The organism is Vibrio chagasii, assembly GCF_024347355.1.
Taxonomy (GTDB): Bacteria; Pseudomonadota; Gammaproteobacteria; order Enterobacterales; family Vibrionaceae; genus Vibrio; species Vibrio chagasii.
The window spans coordinates 236741-253873 of sequence record NZ_AP025466.1 but is presented as its reverse complement, the minus strand read 5'-3'; the positions used below and the strand labels follow the sequence as shown (position 1 = coordinate 253873).

At 42.5% G+C, this 17133-nt stretch carries 14 protein-coding genes; 9 read left to right on the top strand and 5 right to left on the bottom strand.

Annotation, left to right across the window (positions count from 1 at the left end; translation table 11 throughout):
• The first annotated feature begins 76 nt into the window (after positions 1-76).
• Both OCV52_RS17030 and OCV52_RS17025 read left to right on the top strand, forming a co-directional pair.
• Entirely contained in the window at positions 77-805 is a 729-nt protein-coding gene (locus OCV52_RS17030) for an HAD-IA family hydrolase (RefSeq protein WP_137408188.1), read from the top strand.
• A gap of 450 nt (positions 806-1255) precedes the next feature.
• Positions 1256-2587 (top strand): IS4 family transposase, encoded by a 1332-nt coding sequence (locus OCV52_RS17025; protein ID WP_137409199.1) that lies wholly within the window; start codon positions 1256-1258, stop codon positions 2585-2587.
• A 105-nt stretch (positions 2588-2692) separates the two neighbouring features.
• Here the strand turns inward: OCV52_RS17025 and OCV52_RS17020 are convergent, their stop codons facing one another.
• Together OCV52_RS17020 and OCV52_RS17015 are read right to left on the bottom strand one after the other, a co-directional pair.
• Positions 2693-4117 carry a methyl-accepting chemotaxis protein gene (locus tag OCV52_RS17020; RefSeq protein WP_137408011.1) on the bottom strand — a complete coding sequence of 475 codons (1425 nt, stop codon included), beginning with the start codon at positions 4115-4117 and terminating at the stop codon, positions 2693-2695.
• Between the two features lie 148 nt (positions 4118-4265).
• Positions 4266-5489: an aromatic amino acid transport family protein gene (locus OCV52_RS17015; protein ID WP_137408010.1), complete on the bottom strand. Its 1224-nt coding sequence runs from the start codon at positions 5487-5489 to the stop codon at positions 4266-4268.
• Between the two features lie 447 nt (positions 5490-5936).
• Here OCV52_RS17015 and OCV52_RS17010 point away from each other — a divergent pair, with 447 nt between their 5' ends.
• The 3 genes from OCV52_RS17010 (at position 5937) to OCV52_RS17000 (ending at position 8144) form a co-directional block, all read left to right on the top strand.
• Positions 5937-6065 carry a hypothetical protein gene (locus OCV52_RS17010; protein WP_008216938.1) on the top strand — a complete coding sequence of 43 codons (129 nt, stop codon included), beginning with the start codon at positions 5937-5939 and terminating at the stop codon, positions 6063-6065.
• Between the two features lie 138 nt (positions 6066-6203).
• Complete coding sequence (locus tag OCV52_RS17005; protein WP_137408009.1) at positions 6204-6815, top strand: acyl carrier protein phosphodiesterase; 612 nt, start codon at positions 6204-6206, stop codon at positions 6813-6815.
• A gap of 57 nt (positions 6816-6872) precedes the next feature.
• Positions 6873-8144 (top strand): DEAD/DEAH box helicase, encoded by a 1272-nt coding sequence (locus tag OCV52_RS17000; protein ID WP_137408008.1) that lies wholly within the window; start codon positions 6873-6875, stop codon positions 8142-8144.
• Between the two features lie 99 nt (positions 8145-8243).
• Here the strand turns inward: OCV52_RS17000 and OCV52_RS16995 are convergent, their stop codons facing one another.
• Positions 8244-8990 carry a TetR/AcrR family transcriptional regulator gene (locus OCV52_RS16995; protein WP_137408007.1) on the bottom strand — a complete coding sequence of 249 codons (747 nt, stop codon included), beginning with the start codon at positions 8988-8990 and terminating at the stop codon, positions 8244-8246.
• A 150-nt stretch (positions 8991-9140) separates the two neighbouring features.
• On the opposite strand from OCV52_RS16995, the gene OCV52_RS16990 reads away from it, so the two are divergent.
• The 3 genes from OCV52_RS16990 to OCV52_RS16980 are packed head-to-tail and all read left to right on the top strand — an operon-like array spanning position 9141 to position 14340.
• Positions 9141-10229 (top strand): efflux RND transporter periplasmic adaptor subunit, encoded by a 1089-nt coding sequence (locus OCV52_RS16990; protein WP_137408006.1) that lies wholly within the window; start codon positions 9141-9143, stop codon positions 10227-10229.
• Positions 10229-11284, top strand: coding sequence for an efflux RND transporter periplasmic adaptor subunit (locus OCV52_RS16985; RefSeq protein WP_137408005.1), 1056 nt, complete (start codon positions 10229-10231; stop codon positions 11282-11284). The genes OCV52_RS16990 and OCV52_RS16985 overlap by 1 nt, the downstream gene beginning before the upstream one ends.
• Positions 11281-14340: an efflux RND transporter permease subunit gene (locus OCV52_RS16980; RefSeq protein WP_137408004.1), complete on the top strand. Its 3060-nt coding sequence runs from the start codon at positions 11281-11283 to the stop codon at positions 14338-14340. Before OCV52_RS16985 ends, OCV52_RS16980 begins: the two co-directional genes overlap by 4 nt.
• A gap of 175 nt (positions 14341-14515) precedes the next feature.
• Here OCV52_RS16980 and OCV52_RS16975 read toward each other — a convergent pair whose 3' ends face one another.
• Positions 14516-15253, bottom strand: a complete 738-nt coding sequence (locus OCV52_RS16975) for an EAL domain-containing protein (protein WP_137408003.1) — start codon at positions 15251-15253, stop codon at positions 14516-14518.
• A 574-nt stretch (positions 15254-15827) separates the two neighbouring features.
• Positions 15828-16463 (bottom strand): hypothetical protein, encoded by a 636-nt coding sequence (locus OCV52_RS16970; RefSeq protein WP_137408002.1) that lies wholly within the window; start codon positions 16461-16463, stop codon positions 15828-15830.
• Between the two features lie 285 nt (positions 16464-16748).
• On the opposite strand from OCV52_RS16970, the gene OCV52_RS16965 reads away from it, so the two are divergent.
• Entirely contained in the window at positions 16749-16994 is a 246-nt protein-coding gene (locus tag OCV52_RS16965; RefSeq protein WP_032498192.1) for a DUF2164 domain-containing protein, read from the top strand.
• The last annotated feature ends 139 nt before the right edge of the window (positions 16995-17133 follow it).

Below are 17133 nucleotides of genomic sequence, written 5' to 3'. Positions count from 1 at the left end.
ACTGTTACCTCAGTCATCCCTCACTTTGAAAGAACCCTATAGGATAAAACTTGGATTGAATCTGAGTGAGAGAACTATGCGGTTAGAACAGACTAAATGTGTGATATTTGATTGCGATGGCACGCTTATCGACAGTGAAAAGCTGTGCTGCCAAGCCTTAGTCAATGTCTTCAGCGAATTTGGGGCCAACTTAAACCTCAACGACTGCTACGCTCACTTTCAAGGCGGGAAGCTAGCAGATATTTTACTGGACACGCAGGCTCGTCTTGGTCTATCCATCTCTATTGATACACTCGAACCTTTATATCGCACTGAATTAGAAGCCTTGTTCCAACGTCACTTGAAGCCGATGGATGGTGCTATCGAACTGATTGAATTCCTCAAACATCAAGACATCGAATTTTGTATTGCTTCTAATGCACCGAAATCTAGAGTTGAATCTTCTCTCGCAATGACAGGTATGCTTGATGACTTTAAAGGGAAAGTGTTTTCGGCGTTTGATGCAAACAGCTGGAAACCAGAGCCAGACTTGATCATGTATACCGCAATGAATATGGGTTTTTTACCTAATGAGTGTATTTATGTTGACGATACCTTGAAAGGTATTGAAGCAGGTGTAAGAGCGGGTATTCAGTCGTTCAGATTAAGACCGAATGTAGATGAGACATTAAGTGGTGACCCAAAAGCCGACACAGCAGAGCTGGCGGCTCAGGATATCTATAGTTTGGAAGAAATTTCCGTTTGGATTAATGGCAAGCACTGCTCCAGTGGTGATAAACCGAGCTCTGCAGCTTTGGTGGGTTAACGCCCAATTGAAGGCTGAGTACTTTACTAAATTGTTTTGTGTGAAATCCGCAGGATGCGCAAGTAAACTTCTCTCCACTTTCTGAGAGTAGATATTCGTCATGTTGGCATAAAGGGCATGTCACGTCTTCGGTGTTTGGTGCTTCTGTTTTATTCATTATGTGTCACCTGCAGCAAAAGGGTAAGCGAAAAAAGACCCGTATAGCTAGATTACTCCTAAGCTCGTTTATTAGACAGTTTTGCTCCCTTATATTCTCTCCTTTGCGACTTGCTTCATGGTAATGATAATCTCATCGTTAGTAACCATGGTAAATGTAATGACATTGGCGGATTTTATTAAAAAGGACTCATAGCGAGTAATACCGATCAGTTAAGAAATTTGTGAGATCATTTGACCGATCCTCAAAAGGCTTCAGAATCCGATATTAGGAAACTAATATCGGATTTTTTTATGTCTTTAGAAAGCCAACTTGCCAATACTTTTCAGTCGTGTAATACCTTCCACCACTTTGAAAAATACTCTGAAATTCTTAGTCCAGAGCTTATCCAGCAAGGTTTTGAGCAAGCTGGCGTCGCAACCGTTAGAAGAAGACGGTTACCTTTGGAGGCCGTACTTTGGTCCGTTGTTGGAATGAGTCTCTTTCGTCAACAATCTGTTTGGGATATTGCTAACCAACTCGATATTGTCCTGCCAGACAGACAACGCTTTGTTGCCCCAAGTGCTGTTGTTCAAGCGAGACAGAGATTAGGCGAAGAAGGCGTTAAACAAGTCTTTAAGAAGATGGCTACGCATGGCTATCACTCGTCTAATTTCGAAACTTGGTGTGGACTAAACCTTCTATCCGTCGATGGTGTCGTTTGGAGAACGACAGATACACCTGAAAATCATCAAGAGTTTAAAGCACAGAGCAATCAATCATCGGAGAATATTTACCCTAAGGTACGTATGGTTTGCTTGATGGAGCTTACAAGTCATCAACTAATCGATAGTACATTCTCTGACTATCGCACCAGCGAAATGCGCCTTGCAGAAGAACTCATCGAACAAACCCCCGATCATTCGCTGACTATTTTTGACAAAGGATACTACTCTCTAGGGCTACTTAATCGCTGGAATAAGGTAGGCAAAGAAAGGCATTGGATGCTTCCTGTGAGAAAAGACTTCCAGTATGAAGTCGTTCATAAATACAGTCAGAGTGACGCTATCGTTGATATAAAAACGACACCTCAGGCAAGAAAGAAGTTCAGTGATCTCCCTGAGACAATAGAAGCAAGGTTAGTGTCGAAAATCATCAAAGGGAAGACATATCAGGTACTTACATCAATGCGTGATGGGTTACGCTTTCCTGGTGAAGACATCGTAGAGCTTTATCGCTATCGTTGGGAAATCGAATTAGGCTATCGGGAAATGAAGCAAACCTTGCTTGATAGTGAGTATACATTACGAAGTAAGCGCCCAGATATGGTCAAGCAGGAGCTCTGGGGGATTTTGCTCGCCTATAACCTTATAAGACAAGTTATGACAAAGGCTGCGATTAAATTAGATAGCGTCTGGCCAAATCAATTAAGCTTTACGAGTAGTGCTATGGCTGTGACTCAATACTTCGCGGCTTTACCTTTAACGAGTCCTGGAAAACTTCCTAAACATTATGAAGTCTTACTCAAGCAAATATCCATGTTTACCCTGCCACCTCGAAGAGAAGATAGAAGTTACCCTCGTTGGGTGAAACTGAAACCCCAAAAATATGCAACGAACAGGAAAAATGCCAGTCAGCTTAACTGACTGGCATTACTCATAGCGAGTCCTTTTTAGTTTGCTTTAAATTTTTCCTAGTTCAGAAGCTGGCGATTGTTATTTTCCAGCGCCATGACGCTTATCTTAGTTAGCTTAAGTGCGATATCTCGCTAATGTCTGAGATAGGGTAATCGATGCGTCCGTTAGCTTTGATACACCGTTCGATGAGTTTTGAGCGACTTCTTTTATTACATCGGATTGACTGCGAATGTCATTGAGCTCTGCCGCGATGGTATTCGCTACGTTGCTTTGCTCATCAGCAGATGTGGCGATTTGAATACTCATGTCCATTAGCGCTTGTGCGGAGTCAGCAATTGAGTTTACGTCGTCCCCGATGTTTGAAATCAGCTGGCTACTGGTCTGCGCTTGATCGACGGTTTGCTCGGTAATCTTTGCAATGTTTTGGCTTTCTTGTTGTAAACGCTCAATCATAGCTTGGATCTCTACCGTTGCGGATTGAGTTCGGCTAGCCAGCGTCCTTACTTCATCAGCAACCACCGCGAAACCACGTCCTTGTTCGCCCGCACGAGCAGCTTCAATGGCTGCGTTCAATGCGAGTAGGTTTGTTTGCTCTGAGATAGCATTGATTGTGGTTATCACTTCGTTTATTTGACTGGTGTTCACATTCAAGCTTGTCACAGAAGAAGAGGTTTGCTCGATCAAAGAAGAGAGGGTAGTTATTTCTGAAATTGCTTGTTGTACCTTCGCGTGGCTGTCGTTAATTTGTTGTGCGTCTTGTTCCGTCTGCTCGGTCGAACGTGCTGAAATGTTAGATACTTCGTTTGCAGAAGCTGTCATTTGGTCCATTGCTGTTGCAACAGAGTCTAGCGAAGCGTTTTGACTCATAATTTGTGTCTCGCTGCGCTTCATCTCAGTTTCAAAAGAAGAAGAGGCTTCGCTAAGCGTTGCGGCGCTTTGGTTAACGTTGTTTACCAGTTCGGTCAGAGTATCCATTGCTCGGTCAAGTGCGCAGCCAATCGTTCCAAACTCATCACGTCCTGGGTGGAAGCCGAGTCGAGAGGTTAAATCGCCATCTCCAATCTTTTGAGTGGTTGTATAAAGTACCCAAAGTGCGCCACCTAAGAAAGTAGCAACCCAGTAGCAGAAAAGACCAAAAGGGACACAACATAAAAAGCTGAGTAATAAAGTGTACAGTGCTTGCTGTTTTTGGTCTTGAGTATCGTAACTAGGAAGGGTAAGTGAATAGTATTTACCATCGGTACCGATTGCCGTTGCCGTAACAACGCCTTTATCTGAAATCGTTGTAGCGTGAGGGTTTGATTGTTGAGTAACGCCATTTACGCTAGTCGGGATATCTGAGGCTGACAAAATGCCTTGTAATTGGTATTCAGCTTGTAGTTTTGCACTAGTGTCAATTTGTTCCATTTTATTGACATAGTTGACGCCAGATAAGCTTACTACTGCAGCGAAGAAGATTAAGAAAATAACCCAAAACTTATCGTTGATAGACATTTTGATAAACAGCTTGTCTATCGTTCGAAATTGTACTTCTTTCATAAAAACTCCACGGTAAATCCTTTACCGTGGACTCTAAATAACCGACCTCAATAAAAATGTGACATCAATCGACTAATTGTGAAAATTAATGATAACAACATTTCATTTATGAGATCTCAATCAAGCATTTATATCCTGTATGAGTTTATTAGCCCAAAGACGGTAATAACCCTACTGATATAAGGATCTGAATCGCAATGATAAATACGCCAACACTACCCGCTAAAAATAGTGCTTTGCTTCCGCCCAATACTTGGTACGTCGCTTCTGTACCGTGAGATTTTACCGAGAAATCTGTGTAGCGAACTTTGTATACCATTACGGTAGGTAGAAGAATCGCTAGTACTGAAAGTGCAATCGCAGCATAGCCCAGCGCCATGATGAAACCTTGTGGGTAGAACAGTGCAAAGCCAAGTGGAGGCAAGAAAGTGATAATCGCAGTCTTAACGCGTTTTGCACTGCCCAGTTTTTTGCTTAACGAGTCACCCATAAATTCGAATAGACCTAAGCTAACGCCGATAAATGAAGTGAGAAGAGCGAGGTCGGCAAACACGCCTACGATGACGCTAAGGTTTGATTGATGCACCGTTTGCGACAATGAAACCAATAGGGCACCTAGACTAGTGTCAGAAAGTAATTGTTCTTGACTTACAACGCCTAAAGTAACGCCTTGCCAGAAAATGTAGATAACTAAAGGCAACGCAGAGCCGATAATCATTACTTTACGTAGCGAGCGTACATCGCCATCTAGGTATCTTACGATAGAAGGGATACTCCCGTGGAAGCCGAAAGACGTGAACACGACAGGAATAGCTGCAACGATCAGGCCTTGCTGTAAAGGCATGCTCAATAGGTATTGAGAAGTGATGTTTGGTGCTAGGAAGCTAAGTACCAGAACCATAGCGATAAGTTTCAAACCAAATAAAACGCGGTTTACTTTATCAACACTGTGTGTGCCAATGGTTACAACGCCCGCTACTAGCAGTGTGAATAGTAAAGTCGTGACTTGGCCGTTCAGCTCAATACCCGCTATATCTGAAATACGCTGATTAAACTGTGCACCACCGCCCGCGATGTAAGCTGCGCATAGAGCATAAAACAGGAACATAACCGCGAAGCTCGCAATCCATTTCCCCTTAGTACCTAAAATCGTGTGAGCCAGTGTGTGTAGGGTCGCGTCGGACTCCACGAATTGGTGAAGCTCAACCATTAATAATGCTGTAAACGCCATTAATGCCCACAAACCAAGCATCAAGAAAAGTGAAGTTGAAAAGCCAATGCCTGCAGAAGCAAGAGGAAGAGCGAGCATGCCAGCACCAATCGTTGTGCCTGCAATGATCAAAGTACTACCGAAAACCTTTGATTTATTCATTGTATATAATTCTTTACGTTAGAGTGTGTTTTCATTGTAATTCTTCTAGCTTAAGCGCATAAACCCAAAGAATATCTCGATTTTGAAGTATTCTGATTGAGTTTAATTCCAATTGCAATATTTAATGTAATAAAAAATATCCACTGTAAATTTAAGTTTACGTTAATTTTGGGTCTAGGCATTTAAAAGGGTGAAGCAAACGTTTGACCATGATCTGCTTCAAAATTTATAGAGTAATTTGTTGTACTTGGTGTAAGGTGGCAGTACATATGTCGTTTGCGTATACCCCTTTAGCGTAGATAAGCGCTGATGATCGCGAGTAGCTTCAAGCTATAAATATGGAATGGGTAGAGTAGAGTGCGTTCATCAAAGTGACATAATATAAGTCCAAGATGGTGCACTAGTTAATTGGACAACACGTCCACACCAAGGAATAGAGGGGGCACAATGAGTGACCAATCTTATAATGACGAAAGTCTTGAGCTGTTAGATGCTATGGAAATTGGCATTGATTTATCTGACTACGAACAGACAGTTAAACAGTTAGCAGAAGAGCTTTTTACATCTTCTAACTAACGTTTCATTTCAATTCTTATACTGAGCAAATCTGGATTCGCTCACTCGTCATACCAAAAGCTATCCTCATTAAAGTTCGCGAAGATAAACAAGTACGTTTACCATGTTACTTAGTTCTCGACACTTTAATGAGGTTCAATGAACTTTCTCGCACACCTTCATATCGCCAAACACTGTAAGAGCAACCTAGCAGGAAACTTGTTAGGTGATTTTGTGAAAGGCGACCCAAATAAACACTATTCAGATTCGCTGTCCGATGGAATTCGACTTCATCGATTTGTAGACAGTTATACAGATAGGCACGACGTTTCTCGTTCTGCTAAATCACTCTTTTCAAATCAAACGAAACGCTTTGCGCCTATTGCACTCGATGTATTCTGGGACCACTGCTTAGCTAATCATTGGGCTCAGTTCTCGACACAATCACTTGAGCATTTTTGCTCCGACAGCCATCAGCAGATCTTTGAACACCAAGAGCCACATTGGCCTGAGCACTTCATTACTGTTCACCAAAAAATGGCTGAGCAGAGGTGGTTAGAGAGCTATCAAGAGATGTCATCCATAGAAATGGTGTTACAACGAATGGCGTCGAGAAGGCCAAAGCTCGGTCTGCTTAAAGCGTGCTATGCTGACTTAGAAATTCACTATGATACGTTGCAGTGTCACTTTAATGAGCTTTATCCCATGGTTTTGAAGGAAGCAAAAGAGTTTAATGCACTCCAATTACAGAAAAATCAAAAGGAAAGGTAAACAGCGTAATGCAGGTTTGCTACAATCCGCGCCTATTTAATCTTTGAGCATCATACTATGTCTGAATCTACGAAATCTTTTAACCAACTAGGATTGTCTGAGCATCTACTTGCTACGCTATCAGAGCTTAATTTTACGGCTCCAACCAGTGTTCAAGAACAAGCGATTCCTTTGGTATTAGAGGGCAAAGATGTGCTGGCTGGTGCTCAAACGGGTACGGGTAAAACAGCGGCTTTTGGCTTGCCAATTATTCAAAGATTACTCGCAACCAAAGATAACGTTATTCCAAACCCTAAGTTAGTTCGTGCTCTGGTTTTAGTGCCAACGCGTGAGCTTGCACAACAGGTGTTTGATAACGTAACTAGCTACGCAAAGGGCACAGACCTCAAAGTGGTAGTGGCTTATGGTGGAGTGAGCATGAAGGTCCAAACCGATAACCTACGTGCAGGTACCGATATCTTAGTTGCGACTCCGGGTCGTTTGATTGACCACATGTTCACTAAGAACATCATGTTGAGCCAAACAGAAGTATTGGTATTAGATGAAGCTGACCGCATGTTAGACATGGGTTTCATGCCCGACATCAAACGTATTCTTTCGCGTATGAATGAAGTGCGACAAACTCTGTTTTTCTCGGCAACGTTCGACAACAAAATCAAAGCCATTGCGCACCGCATGATGCAGTCACCAAGTGAAATTCAAGTGACTCCAACCAATAGCACTGCTGAGACGGTTAAACAGATGGTTTACCCAGTCGATAAGAAGCGCAAAAGCGAATTACTAGCGTACTTAATTGGTTCAAATAACTGGCAACAGGTATTGGTGTTTACTAAGACGAAGCAGGGCACAGATGCTTTGGTTAAAGAGCTTAAATTGGATGGGATTAAAGCGGCATCAATCAATGGTGATAAAAGCCAAGGTGCTCGCCAAAAAGCCCTCGACGATTTTAAATCAGGTAAAGTAAGAGCACTTATCGCAACCGATGTTGCTGCCCGTGGCATCGATATTCAGCAGCTTGAACAAGTGGTGAACTACGATATGCCTTACAAAGCGGAAGACTATGTGCACCGTATTGGTCGTACAGGCCGTGCGGGTAATAGTGGCCTTGCAATTTCTCTTATGAGCCACGATGAAGCGTACTTGCTGGGCGCAATTGAGCGACTACTCGATACACGTCTACCTCAAGAGTGGCTAAAGGGCTTTGAACCTAGCCCCGAGCAAGATGTGTCACCTGAGCGAGGTGGTCGTAGTAAAAGCCGTTCAGCAGAAAAGCGTAAAATGAAAGCAAAGCTCAAGATTCACCAAAATCGCGGTAAGGCTCGCCGATAACCGGGCTTTCTGAACCTTTCCAATAAAAACGCGCCGTTACATGAATGATGTAACGGCGCGTTTTTGCATCGTTCAAATTATTTTTGCCTGGAATTGATGTCAGTCGTGGTTGTGTTCTGGGTTACATTTCCACTCGCACGGCACTTCATAAATTAATTCTTCTAGAGTGCTCGGTTTAAGTACCCATTCTTCTTCAATAGCAAATTGATTAACCATTTGTTTATTGAACATCTGCCAGTGTTTCATTAGCGCTTCTTCAGCCGTTGCCTCTATATCACCTTCGTTCCAGGTACTTTCCATGAAGGGAGTTAGGCAAACTGCACCGTTCGCGAACATAATCATTTGCCATTTAATTTCATAAATATTGACGGCTTTTTCCGGATTCGCCTTGTTGTATTGGTCTGCAAGCATGTTTATCTCATACTCAAGATCGCCCACATTATCAATAAAGTAGTCAACGAGGTTGTCTTCTTGACGTACAGAATCTGAGAGAAGCTGCATTGGTCTTCGAGAATGAATCATGTTAGTAAACAGACGCATGGCAAACAAATAGATCGAAATATTCGGTGCAACACCTTTTGGTAGTTCCTGCATGATTTTACTGATGTAAGATTGAAAATACACATGTAAACAATCACTTATTGCATGCCAGATCTTTTCTTTACTACCGAAATGGTGGCGAATGAGGCTATGAGATACACCAGCTTTTTCGCTGATATTACGCAACGAAACACGTTCGTAACCAGAGTCACAGAACATCTCTGCAGCCACAGTCATTATTTGAAATCGAGTTTCTTCAGCGTCTTTTGCACTTCTTCTACCTTGCTTCTTTTCAGTCATCTTCATTTCACACATTTATCCGATTACGACATTCTACACTGTTTTTACTGAAATAAAAAATACTGCACAGGTGGAAAGTAAAACTTGTGAATCTGCAATTTTCCAATATACTGCACATCTGTGTAGTAAATGATAATAATTAAATGGAGACGCAACATGCAATCCGAGGTGTCTATTCACGCCAAAACAAGTAAGCAGGTAGGTGCAGTGATCGCCGCGCTGTTACTCGCAGGCTCTCTGACCGGATGTAACAAGGTTCAGTCAGAAGAAAATGTACAGGTTATTAAGCCTGTAAAGTTATTTGAGATCCCTCAACAGACGGATGTTGATCTTGATAGCTTTATCGCAAAGGTCGACGCGACAGATCGTGCTGCGTTGTCATTCCAAGTGGGTGGCGATATCAAAGTTTTCGATGTTCGTATGGGACAAGAAGTTAAGAAAGGCCAAGTTTTAGCCGTGTTAGATGCAACGGATTACCGAATTGCGGTTGATGCTGCACAAGCGAAATTTGACCTTGCGAACAGTCAATACAAACAGGCTTCGGAGTTGTACTCGAAAAAGCTTGTGAGTACCGATTATTACGACCAAGCCCTTAACACTTTTACTGCCGCTGAAGTTGAGTTGGAGCAAGCAAAAACAAACCTTGGCTACACGAAATTAGTTGCTCCTTTCGATGGCGTAGTATCAATGGTATTTGGTAAGCAATATCAGCTAATTGCGGAGAAACAGCCAGTTCTAAACATTTTGAACAGCGGCGAAATGGATGTGACGTTCTCTATTCCAGTTTCAAAACTCGAAGACCGTTCGATTCAAGATCTAACAAGCTCAAACATGTGGGTTGTGATGGATAGCCACCGCGGCATTCGTATCCCAACTCGCTTTAAAGAAATATCAACTCAGCCCGACGAAGATACCAACAGCTACCAAGCGGTTGTGTCCATCGAAAAGCCACAAGATATCAACCTGCTTTCAGGAATGACGGCGCAAGTAGAAGTACAGAAAAACCGATCGGACTACGGTATCGGTATTGTTGATTCTGCTTGGCTCAGTAAAGAGGAAGGCCACGGTGAACTGTGGCGTTACAACCCAGATTCGCAATTGATTTCTAAGGTACAAGTCACTCTGAATAAACAAGGTAATGTGATTGATGGTTTATCTTCAGGCGACTTAATCGTAGAAGCCGGTGTCGATGTTTTATCTGAAGGACAACAAGTAAAAGCATGGCTACGTGAGGGGGGTATTTAATGAACCTTTCTAAATTATCAGTGGTTGTTGCATCAGCGTTGTTACTTCAAGCCTGTAATAATGAAATCCAACATCGTGAACAGCCACCTTTGTTGGTGTCAACTTTTGAAGTCGGTGCACCATTGACCGATCAGTATAGAAGCTTTAATGGTCAGGTTATGCCTGCAGAACTCACACCATTGTCATTTAAGCTGGCTGGTGAAATTCAACAAGTAACCGTAGAGGCGGGGGACGCAGTAGAAAAAGGGCAGCTGCTCGCAACGTTAGATAATGCTACTTACGTTCAAGACCTTACTGACGCAAAGTCCCTGTTCGAGCTAGCCAGTAAACAACTCGCACGTGGTACTGAGATGTTTGGCAGCAAAATGTTGTCGCAATCTGAACACGATCAATTGACGGCTAACTACAAGCTTGCGTCGGCAAATTTAGCAGCAGCGGAGCGTAAGCTCAGTTACACCAAATTACTCGCGCCATTTTCGGGTACGGTTTCCACGGTAGACAAGCAACGCTTTGAAAACGCGACTCCAGGAGAAACGCTACTTAGCTTGTATCAGAACGATAAAGTTTACGTGCGTATTCAAGTATCGGATTCGATCTTAGCGTCGATTAGCCCAGACATGCGTTCCAGCAGCTACCGTCCACAAGCAACCTTCGGTGGACACTCTGGCCAATACCCTCTGACTTACCTAGAACACACAAGCGAACTGCACCCGCAATCTCGCACTTATGAGTTTTGGATGCAGATGCAACAACCTGAAGATGAAATTCTGCCGGGTACGAGTATGACCGTAAATGTCGATATGGCAAAGGCTGGCTTGAGCGATGTTCAGGGCTACCAATTACCTATGACGACGCTAGAAGCGGGCTCCGAAGCGAATCAATTTTACGTTTGGAAAATGGAAGACGGCCAAGCATTCAAGAGTGAAGTTGAAGTCGAAAAGGTTAGCGGCCACGGCGCACTCATTGCTCATGGTATCGAACAAGGTGACGTACTCGTAAATTCAAATCTAAGAAAACTCCGTGACGGAATCAAATTGTCAGGAAAAGCAGAATGAACATCGCAGAATATTCAATAAAGAACAAAGTAATTAGCTGGCTGTTTCTAGTCATTTTAGCCATTGGCGGTGTCACTTCTTTTGGTAATCTATCCCGTTTAGAAGACCCAGCTTTTACCATTAAAGATGCCATGATTATTTCAACTTACCCTGGCGCTACGTCAATGGAAGTTGAAGAGGAACTGACGTATCCACTTGAGAAAGAGATACGACAGTTGCCTTATATCGATAAGATCACATCGACCTCATCGAATGGTATGTCTCAAATTATGGTCAGCATGAAGATGGACTACGGTCCCGACGAGCTGCCCCAGATCTGGGATGAAATGCGCCGAAAGATAAACGATCTACAGCCAACTCTACCAAGTGGTGTTAATTCCGTTCAGATCATCGATGATTTTGGTGACGTATTCGGTGTGATGATCATGCTGACCGGTGATGGCTATGACTACGTTGAGCTAAAACAGTACGCCGATTACCTAACGCGTGAAATCGAACTGGTTGACGGTGTCGGTAAAGTAAGTATTGCCGGTGACCAACAGGAACAACTGTTTGTTGAGATGTCACTGGAACGCTTAGCCGCATTGAACCTAGATATGTCGACGGTTACGTCACTGTTAGCACAACAAAACAGTGTAGTATCGGCAGGTGAGGTGATGCTGAATGGTCAAAGCCTAACAATCAAGCCAAACGGCACATTGAGCACGGTTGAAGAGCTAGAAAACCTGATCATTCATGGTCGCGATACTGGTAATCTGATTCGATTGAAAGACGTTGCCGAAGTGACTCGCGGTATTCAAGAAAAACCAGGTAATGTATTAACGTATAACGGTAAGCCTGCGATTAATTTAGGTATAGCGTTTTCTTCAGGTGTAAACGTGGTTGAGATTGGTAAAGCACTCGATGCGGAACTTGATCGCCTAGAAAGCATTAAACCAGCAGGTGTAGAGCTGAACTATTTCTACAACCAAGCGCAAGAAGTCGATAAGTCAGTAGCGGATTTCTTGATTAGTCTGGTTGAAGCGGTTGCGATTGTAATCATTGTACTGCTGTTTGCAATGGGTTTGCGTAGCGGTCTGATCATCGGTTTGGTTCTTCTGTTGACGGTATTTGGCACCTTCATCTTGATGGACTACAACAGCGTAGAACTGCACCGTATTTCATTGGGCGCATTGATCATCGCGCTCGGAATGCTAGTTGATAACGCAATTGTAGTGGTTGAAGGTATCTTGGTTGGCTTGAAAAAAGGCAAAACAAAGCTGCAAGCAGCAAAAGATATTGTAAAACAAACTCAATGGCCGTTGCTCGGCGCAACCATTATCGCTATCACAGCCTTTGCTCCAATCGGTTTGTCAAAAGACGCGACCGGCGAATTCATGGGCTCTCTATTCTGGGTACTGTGTTTCTCATTGTTCTTGAGCTGGGTTACTGCACTGACATTAACGCCGTTCCTTGCTGAAATGATGCTTAAAGAAGAGGATAAAGTCGACGAAAACGAAGACCCTTACAAAGGTATTCTGTTCGTAGTGTTCGGTGCTTCTCTTAAGTTTGCACTTCGTTTCCGATGGTTAACCGTAGTGAGCATGGTTGCGTTACTTGCCGCTTCGATCGTTGGGTTCGGTATGGTTAAACAACAGTTCTTCCCGCCATCAAACACACCAATGTTCTACGTTGACATGTGGATGCCAGAAGGTACCGATGTTCGTGAAACCATCAAGCAAACTGAAAAAGTTGAAAGCTACATTCGCCAACAAGACAATGTAGAGTTTGTTACGACAACGGTTGGGCAGGGCATGCAACGTTTCGCTCTGACATACCAACCAGAGAAAAGCTACGAAGCGTACGCTCAGTTACAAGTAAGAACGACTGACCGTGACACTATGTTTCAGGCGTTAGAGGCACTCGATAAAGATTTAGCGAATGTATTTGAACAACCGACGTTCCAATTCAAGTTAATTGAGTTTGGTCCATCACCAGCATCTAAAATCGAAGCGCGTATAAGCGGCGCTGATCCACAAACACTTCGTAATATCGCGGTACAAGTGGAAGATATCTTGTTAGCTGACCCGGGTTCTCGAAACGTTCGTCACGATTGGCGTGAACGCACTAAAGAGCTGGTACCGCTGTTCAACGAATCTAAGGCTCGTCGCCTAGGCATTTCAAAAACAGATCTGTCCGAGACGTTACAGATGGCGTTTGGTGGTTACAACATCGGCCTACTGCGTGATGGTACGCATATGTTACCTATCGTGGCACGTTTACCGGAAGAAGAGCGTTTTGATTTCGAATCGCTAAACAATGTGAAGATTTGGAGCCCGTCGCTACAAACCTACATTCCAGTTGAACAAGTGATTGATGGTGTAGAGCTTCAATGGTCTGAACCACTGATTCAGCGTCGTGATAGAAAACGTACGCTAACGGTATTGGCTGACCATGATGTACTGGGTGATGAAACACCAGCAAGTTTGTTTGCTCGTGTGAAACCTAAGGTTGAAGCATTAGATTTGCCAGAAGGCTACAGCATAAGCTGGGGCGGTGAGTATGAAAGCTCTAAAGATGCACAAGAGTCTCTGTTTGGTTCACTGCCAATGGGCTACTTGTTGATGTTTATCATCACTATGCTTCTGTTCAATTCGGTACGTAAGCCGCTTGTGATTTGGTTTACGGTTCCACTGTCTATCATTGGCGTATCAATTGGTTTGTTAGGTACTAATATGCCATTTAGCTTCACGGCGTTCTTAGGCTTACTTAGCTTAAGCGGCATGATTCTGAAGAACGGTATCGTACTGCTTGACCAGATCAACAGTGAACTTGCGACAGGTAAAGATCCTTACTTAGCGGTTGTAGATAGTGCGATCAGTCGTGTACGACCGGTGTCTATGGCAGCACTAACGACTATCTTGGGTATGATTCCCTTGGTATTCGATGCATTTTTCGGCTCGATGGCGATTACCATCATGGCAGGCTTAGGCTTTGCTACAGTACTAACGCTAATAGTAGTACCTGTGATGTTCGCTATCTTATATAGAATCAAACCGTCCACTGCGGGTTATTAGGGATTGATATAAAACAGATTCTTTTAAGCCAGCCCAGTCATTGTTGACTGGGCTTTTTTGTATCTAATTGCTTTGTGAACATGCTCAAGCCAGATCAAACCTGAGTCAAAGACGAGCATGAAGTCTTAATGGGGTTCAATTAGTATTGAGTAGAGCGAAAAAAGGAAGAGGGGAATTACATTGCAAGTTGTAAGTCGAGTTCAATCGATTGTGGCATCGCTAAGTGGTAGCCCTGGAACATATCAAATCCTAATTCCTGCATATGTTCTAGCTGTTGCTGAGTTTCAATACCTTCAATCACCGTTTTCGCGTTGATCGACTCAGCAAGAGAGATAGCAAGCTCCATATCGGACGTATCGCCCTCCTCAAACTTAAGCATGACGGAGCGGTCGACTTTAATGATGTGAGGGGCAATGTGTAACACGCGGCTTTCTGTAGATGCTTGAGTGCCGAAGTCATCGACAGCGATTTGGAAGCCGTTGTCTGCAAGGGAGGTTGCTGCCAATTTGAGCTTTTCTTCACTATCGACGCTTAGTTCAACGAGTTCCATGACGATTTGGTCACAGGATAGGTTTAATTCGTGTAGTCTTTTAGCCAATAAGCTTTCGCTTACTTTTTTTGCGGCAAAGAGTTCGCCTACATTTGGCAGAACATTCAAAAAGAGTTGAAGGTGACGGACAGTCGATTGAGCAAAGTTACGGATATGAATTGCGCGACTCAACCTTTCAACGTTTATTTTATCCGCATTAGAGGTTTCGTCTGAATGAAAGAAGTGATCAGGACGAATACTTTCGCCATTACTATTAGAGATTCGCACCAAAGCCTCTACACCTATCTGACACATAGAACGGTCAAATATAGGTTGATAGACGCTTCTTAGAGTGAGGTCTTGATATTTAGCAATAAACTGCATATCGGCATCTACTGATATACAGCTAATAAATTCACTTCTGTCTGATAAAATCATATTCGCTAGTAAGGGGGTAATTCATTGACGGACATAAAAGTCACGGCTGTCACAATATTGACAGGTGTAAGTAAATTGTCAATTAATAAAAACTTATTTGTCGGGTCAATGTATAAATATATATAATTAACGAAAAATCAGCATGATAATTGATATTAGTCATTAAAGTTACTTATCATTAACTGCAATTATTAGCTTTTATGAATTAATGAGCTGAGTAACATTGTCCATATCATGATGCACCAATTTAAGGCAATACGGGCTATACACAAGAGAAAAGTAGGGTTAAAGGACTAGATTATGGGTGAGTGTCAAAGTTGTAAAATCGAACAGCTTTGATCTTTGCATAGAAATGATATCTACTTCTCAAAATATATTCAAAACACCAAGTTGTTGTTATTTTAACTAAGTTAACTTTTGGATAAATAATGAGCGCATGAAAAATAGATTTTTGTAAAATATTGGGATGAAGGTCTAGAATTTGTATTTTAAGTACAAAGAGAAAAACTGACCGATATTTTTATTGCCACTGAAGTACCGCATAAAGCTGAAGGTACTTGCGGACTAATTGTTGATTACCAGAACGTTTTAAGGGATGGCCGAATTTTATAAAACAAGGGCTAATCCTAAAGTTATTGTTTAGGTCAGCAGCGAATTGAGAATCGCTCTCTCTAAGTGTAATACCTTGCTGGCTGTACTCGTTTATCTCATCAGGCAACTCACCCATCCACCAGTGCAGTAACTCTCCACTATTCTTGCTGCGGCTAATCCAATGGTCAGACACGATAATCAAGAGGTCATTGGGTTGAATTGCAAACCCATATTCCTGTTGCCAGTTATGAATATCTAACATCAATTTTTTACGACAGGTCTTTCCCGCGCTGACCATATGATGGCTGATCACCCAAACGGTCCCAATCTCCGACGAGATTCGAAAGTGTCGAGGGGTATCTCCGGAAGAAAGCATTTCTAAAGGGCTAATGTTACTTGCGTGATTAAAGCTTACGAAGGTGTGCTGCATTCGTCGAGCAAATGCTTTTCCGATGTGATGCTCACTGATCCCTTGGTTATGCACTGTAGGGTAGTGGTGTTCACATAGTTTTAGGCAGTCATCTTGAAATTGATTAACGCTTTTAATCACTAGATCTAATAACAATGAAGTCCCTTATACATAGTTACTATCTTATTGATGGGCAATAGTACGGTAATTGATGTGTCATTACCTATTAGCAAAGTGCGAGTTCTTGATCCCCATATCAAAATTAGCGATTACAAGGCGATTTTATGGATAGCACTGGCACTTCTAGGGTCTGTATTCTAAATTATGAGGAATTCTAATCAGTTAGAAGGATTATGGTTGGTTAACAAAGTTATCGCCAGTTAACTTAATCTTAGTCAGTTAATCACAATTGTTCTAGCTACACTTTATTTGGACATCGTCATGACCATTCAATTAGATTCAAAACAGAAGTCGGAACTTACTCAAACGCTTCAAAAGTACCTCCAAGATGAGCTCGATGTGGAGCTTGGTCAGTTCGACACTGAGTTTCTGGTCGACTTCATCAGTAAAAAGTTTGGTGCCGTTTACTACAACAAGGGGATAGAAGACGCTCAAAAGGTGATGGAACGTAAGATGTTAGACATTTCTGATGAGCTTTACGAGATTGAGCAAATCGTTGAAATTTAATATTAAGCCTAAACTTGTTCAAAAATTTTGAATAACTCGTTTAATTTGAAATGATGTTACCAATGTAAAGCTTGGTAAATACTATGTTACACAAACTGAGTGTAGGGTACGCTTTGCAAAACTACACCAATCGTTAACA

Bases quoted from the DNA above. Each gene is read 5' to 3' on its own strand.
- OCV52_RS17030 (WP_137408188.1), top strand. From the start codon at position 77: ATGCGGTTAGAACAGACTAAATGTGTGATATTTGATTGCGATGGCACG.
- OCV52_RS17025 (WP_137409199.1), top strand. From the start codon at position 1,256: ATGTCTTTAGAAAGCCAACTTGCCAATACTTTTCAGTCGTGTAATACC.
- OCV52_RS17020 (WP_137408011.1), bottom strand. From the start codon at position 4,117: ATGAAAGAAGTACAATTTCGAACGATAGACAAGCTGTTTATCAAAATG.
- OCV52_RS17015 (WP_137408010.1), bottom strand. From the start codon at position 5,489: ATGAATAAATCAAAGGTTTTCGGTAGTACTTTGATCATTGCAGGCACA.
- OCV52_RS17010 (WP_008216938.1), top strand. From the start codon at position 5,937: ATGAGTGACCAATCTTATAATGACGAAAGTCTTGAGCTGTTAGATGCT.
- OCV52_RS17005 (WP_137408009.1), top strand. From the start codon at position 6,204: ATGAACTTTCTCGCACACCTTCATATCGCCAAACACTGTAAGAGCAAC.
- OCV52_RS17000 (WP_137408008.1), top strand. From the start codon at position 6,873: ATGTCTGAATCTACGAAATCTTTTAACCAACTAGGATTGTCTGAGCAT.
- OCV52_RS16995 (WP_137408007.1), bottom strand. From the start codon at position 8,990: ATGAAGATGACTGAAAAGAAGCAAGGTAGAAGAAGTGCAAAAGACGCT.
- OCV52_RS16990 (WP_137408006.1), top strand. From the start codon at position 9,141: ATGCAATCCGAGGTGTCTATTCACGCCAAAACAAGTAAGCAGGTAGGT.
- OCV52_RS16985 (WP_137408005.1), top strand. From the start codon at position 10,229: ATGAACCTTTCTAAATTATCAGTGGTTGTTGCATCAGCGTTGTTACTT.
- OCV52_RS16980 (WP_137408004.1), top strand. From the start codon at position 11,281: ATGAACATCGCAGAATATTCAATAAAGAACAAAGTAATTAGCTGGCTG.
- OCV52_RS16975 (WP_137408003.1), bottom strand. From the start codon at position 15,253: ATGCAGTTTATTGCTAAATATCAAGACCTCACTCTAAGAAGCGTCTAT.
- OCV52_RS16965 (WP_032498192.1), top strand. From the start codon at position 16,749: ATGACCATTCAATTAGATTCAAAACAGAAGTCGGAACTTACTCAAACG.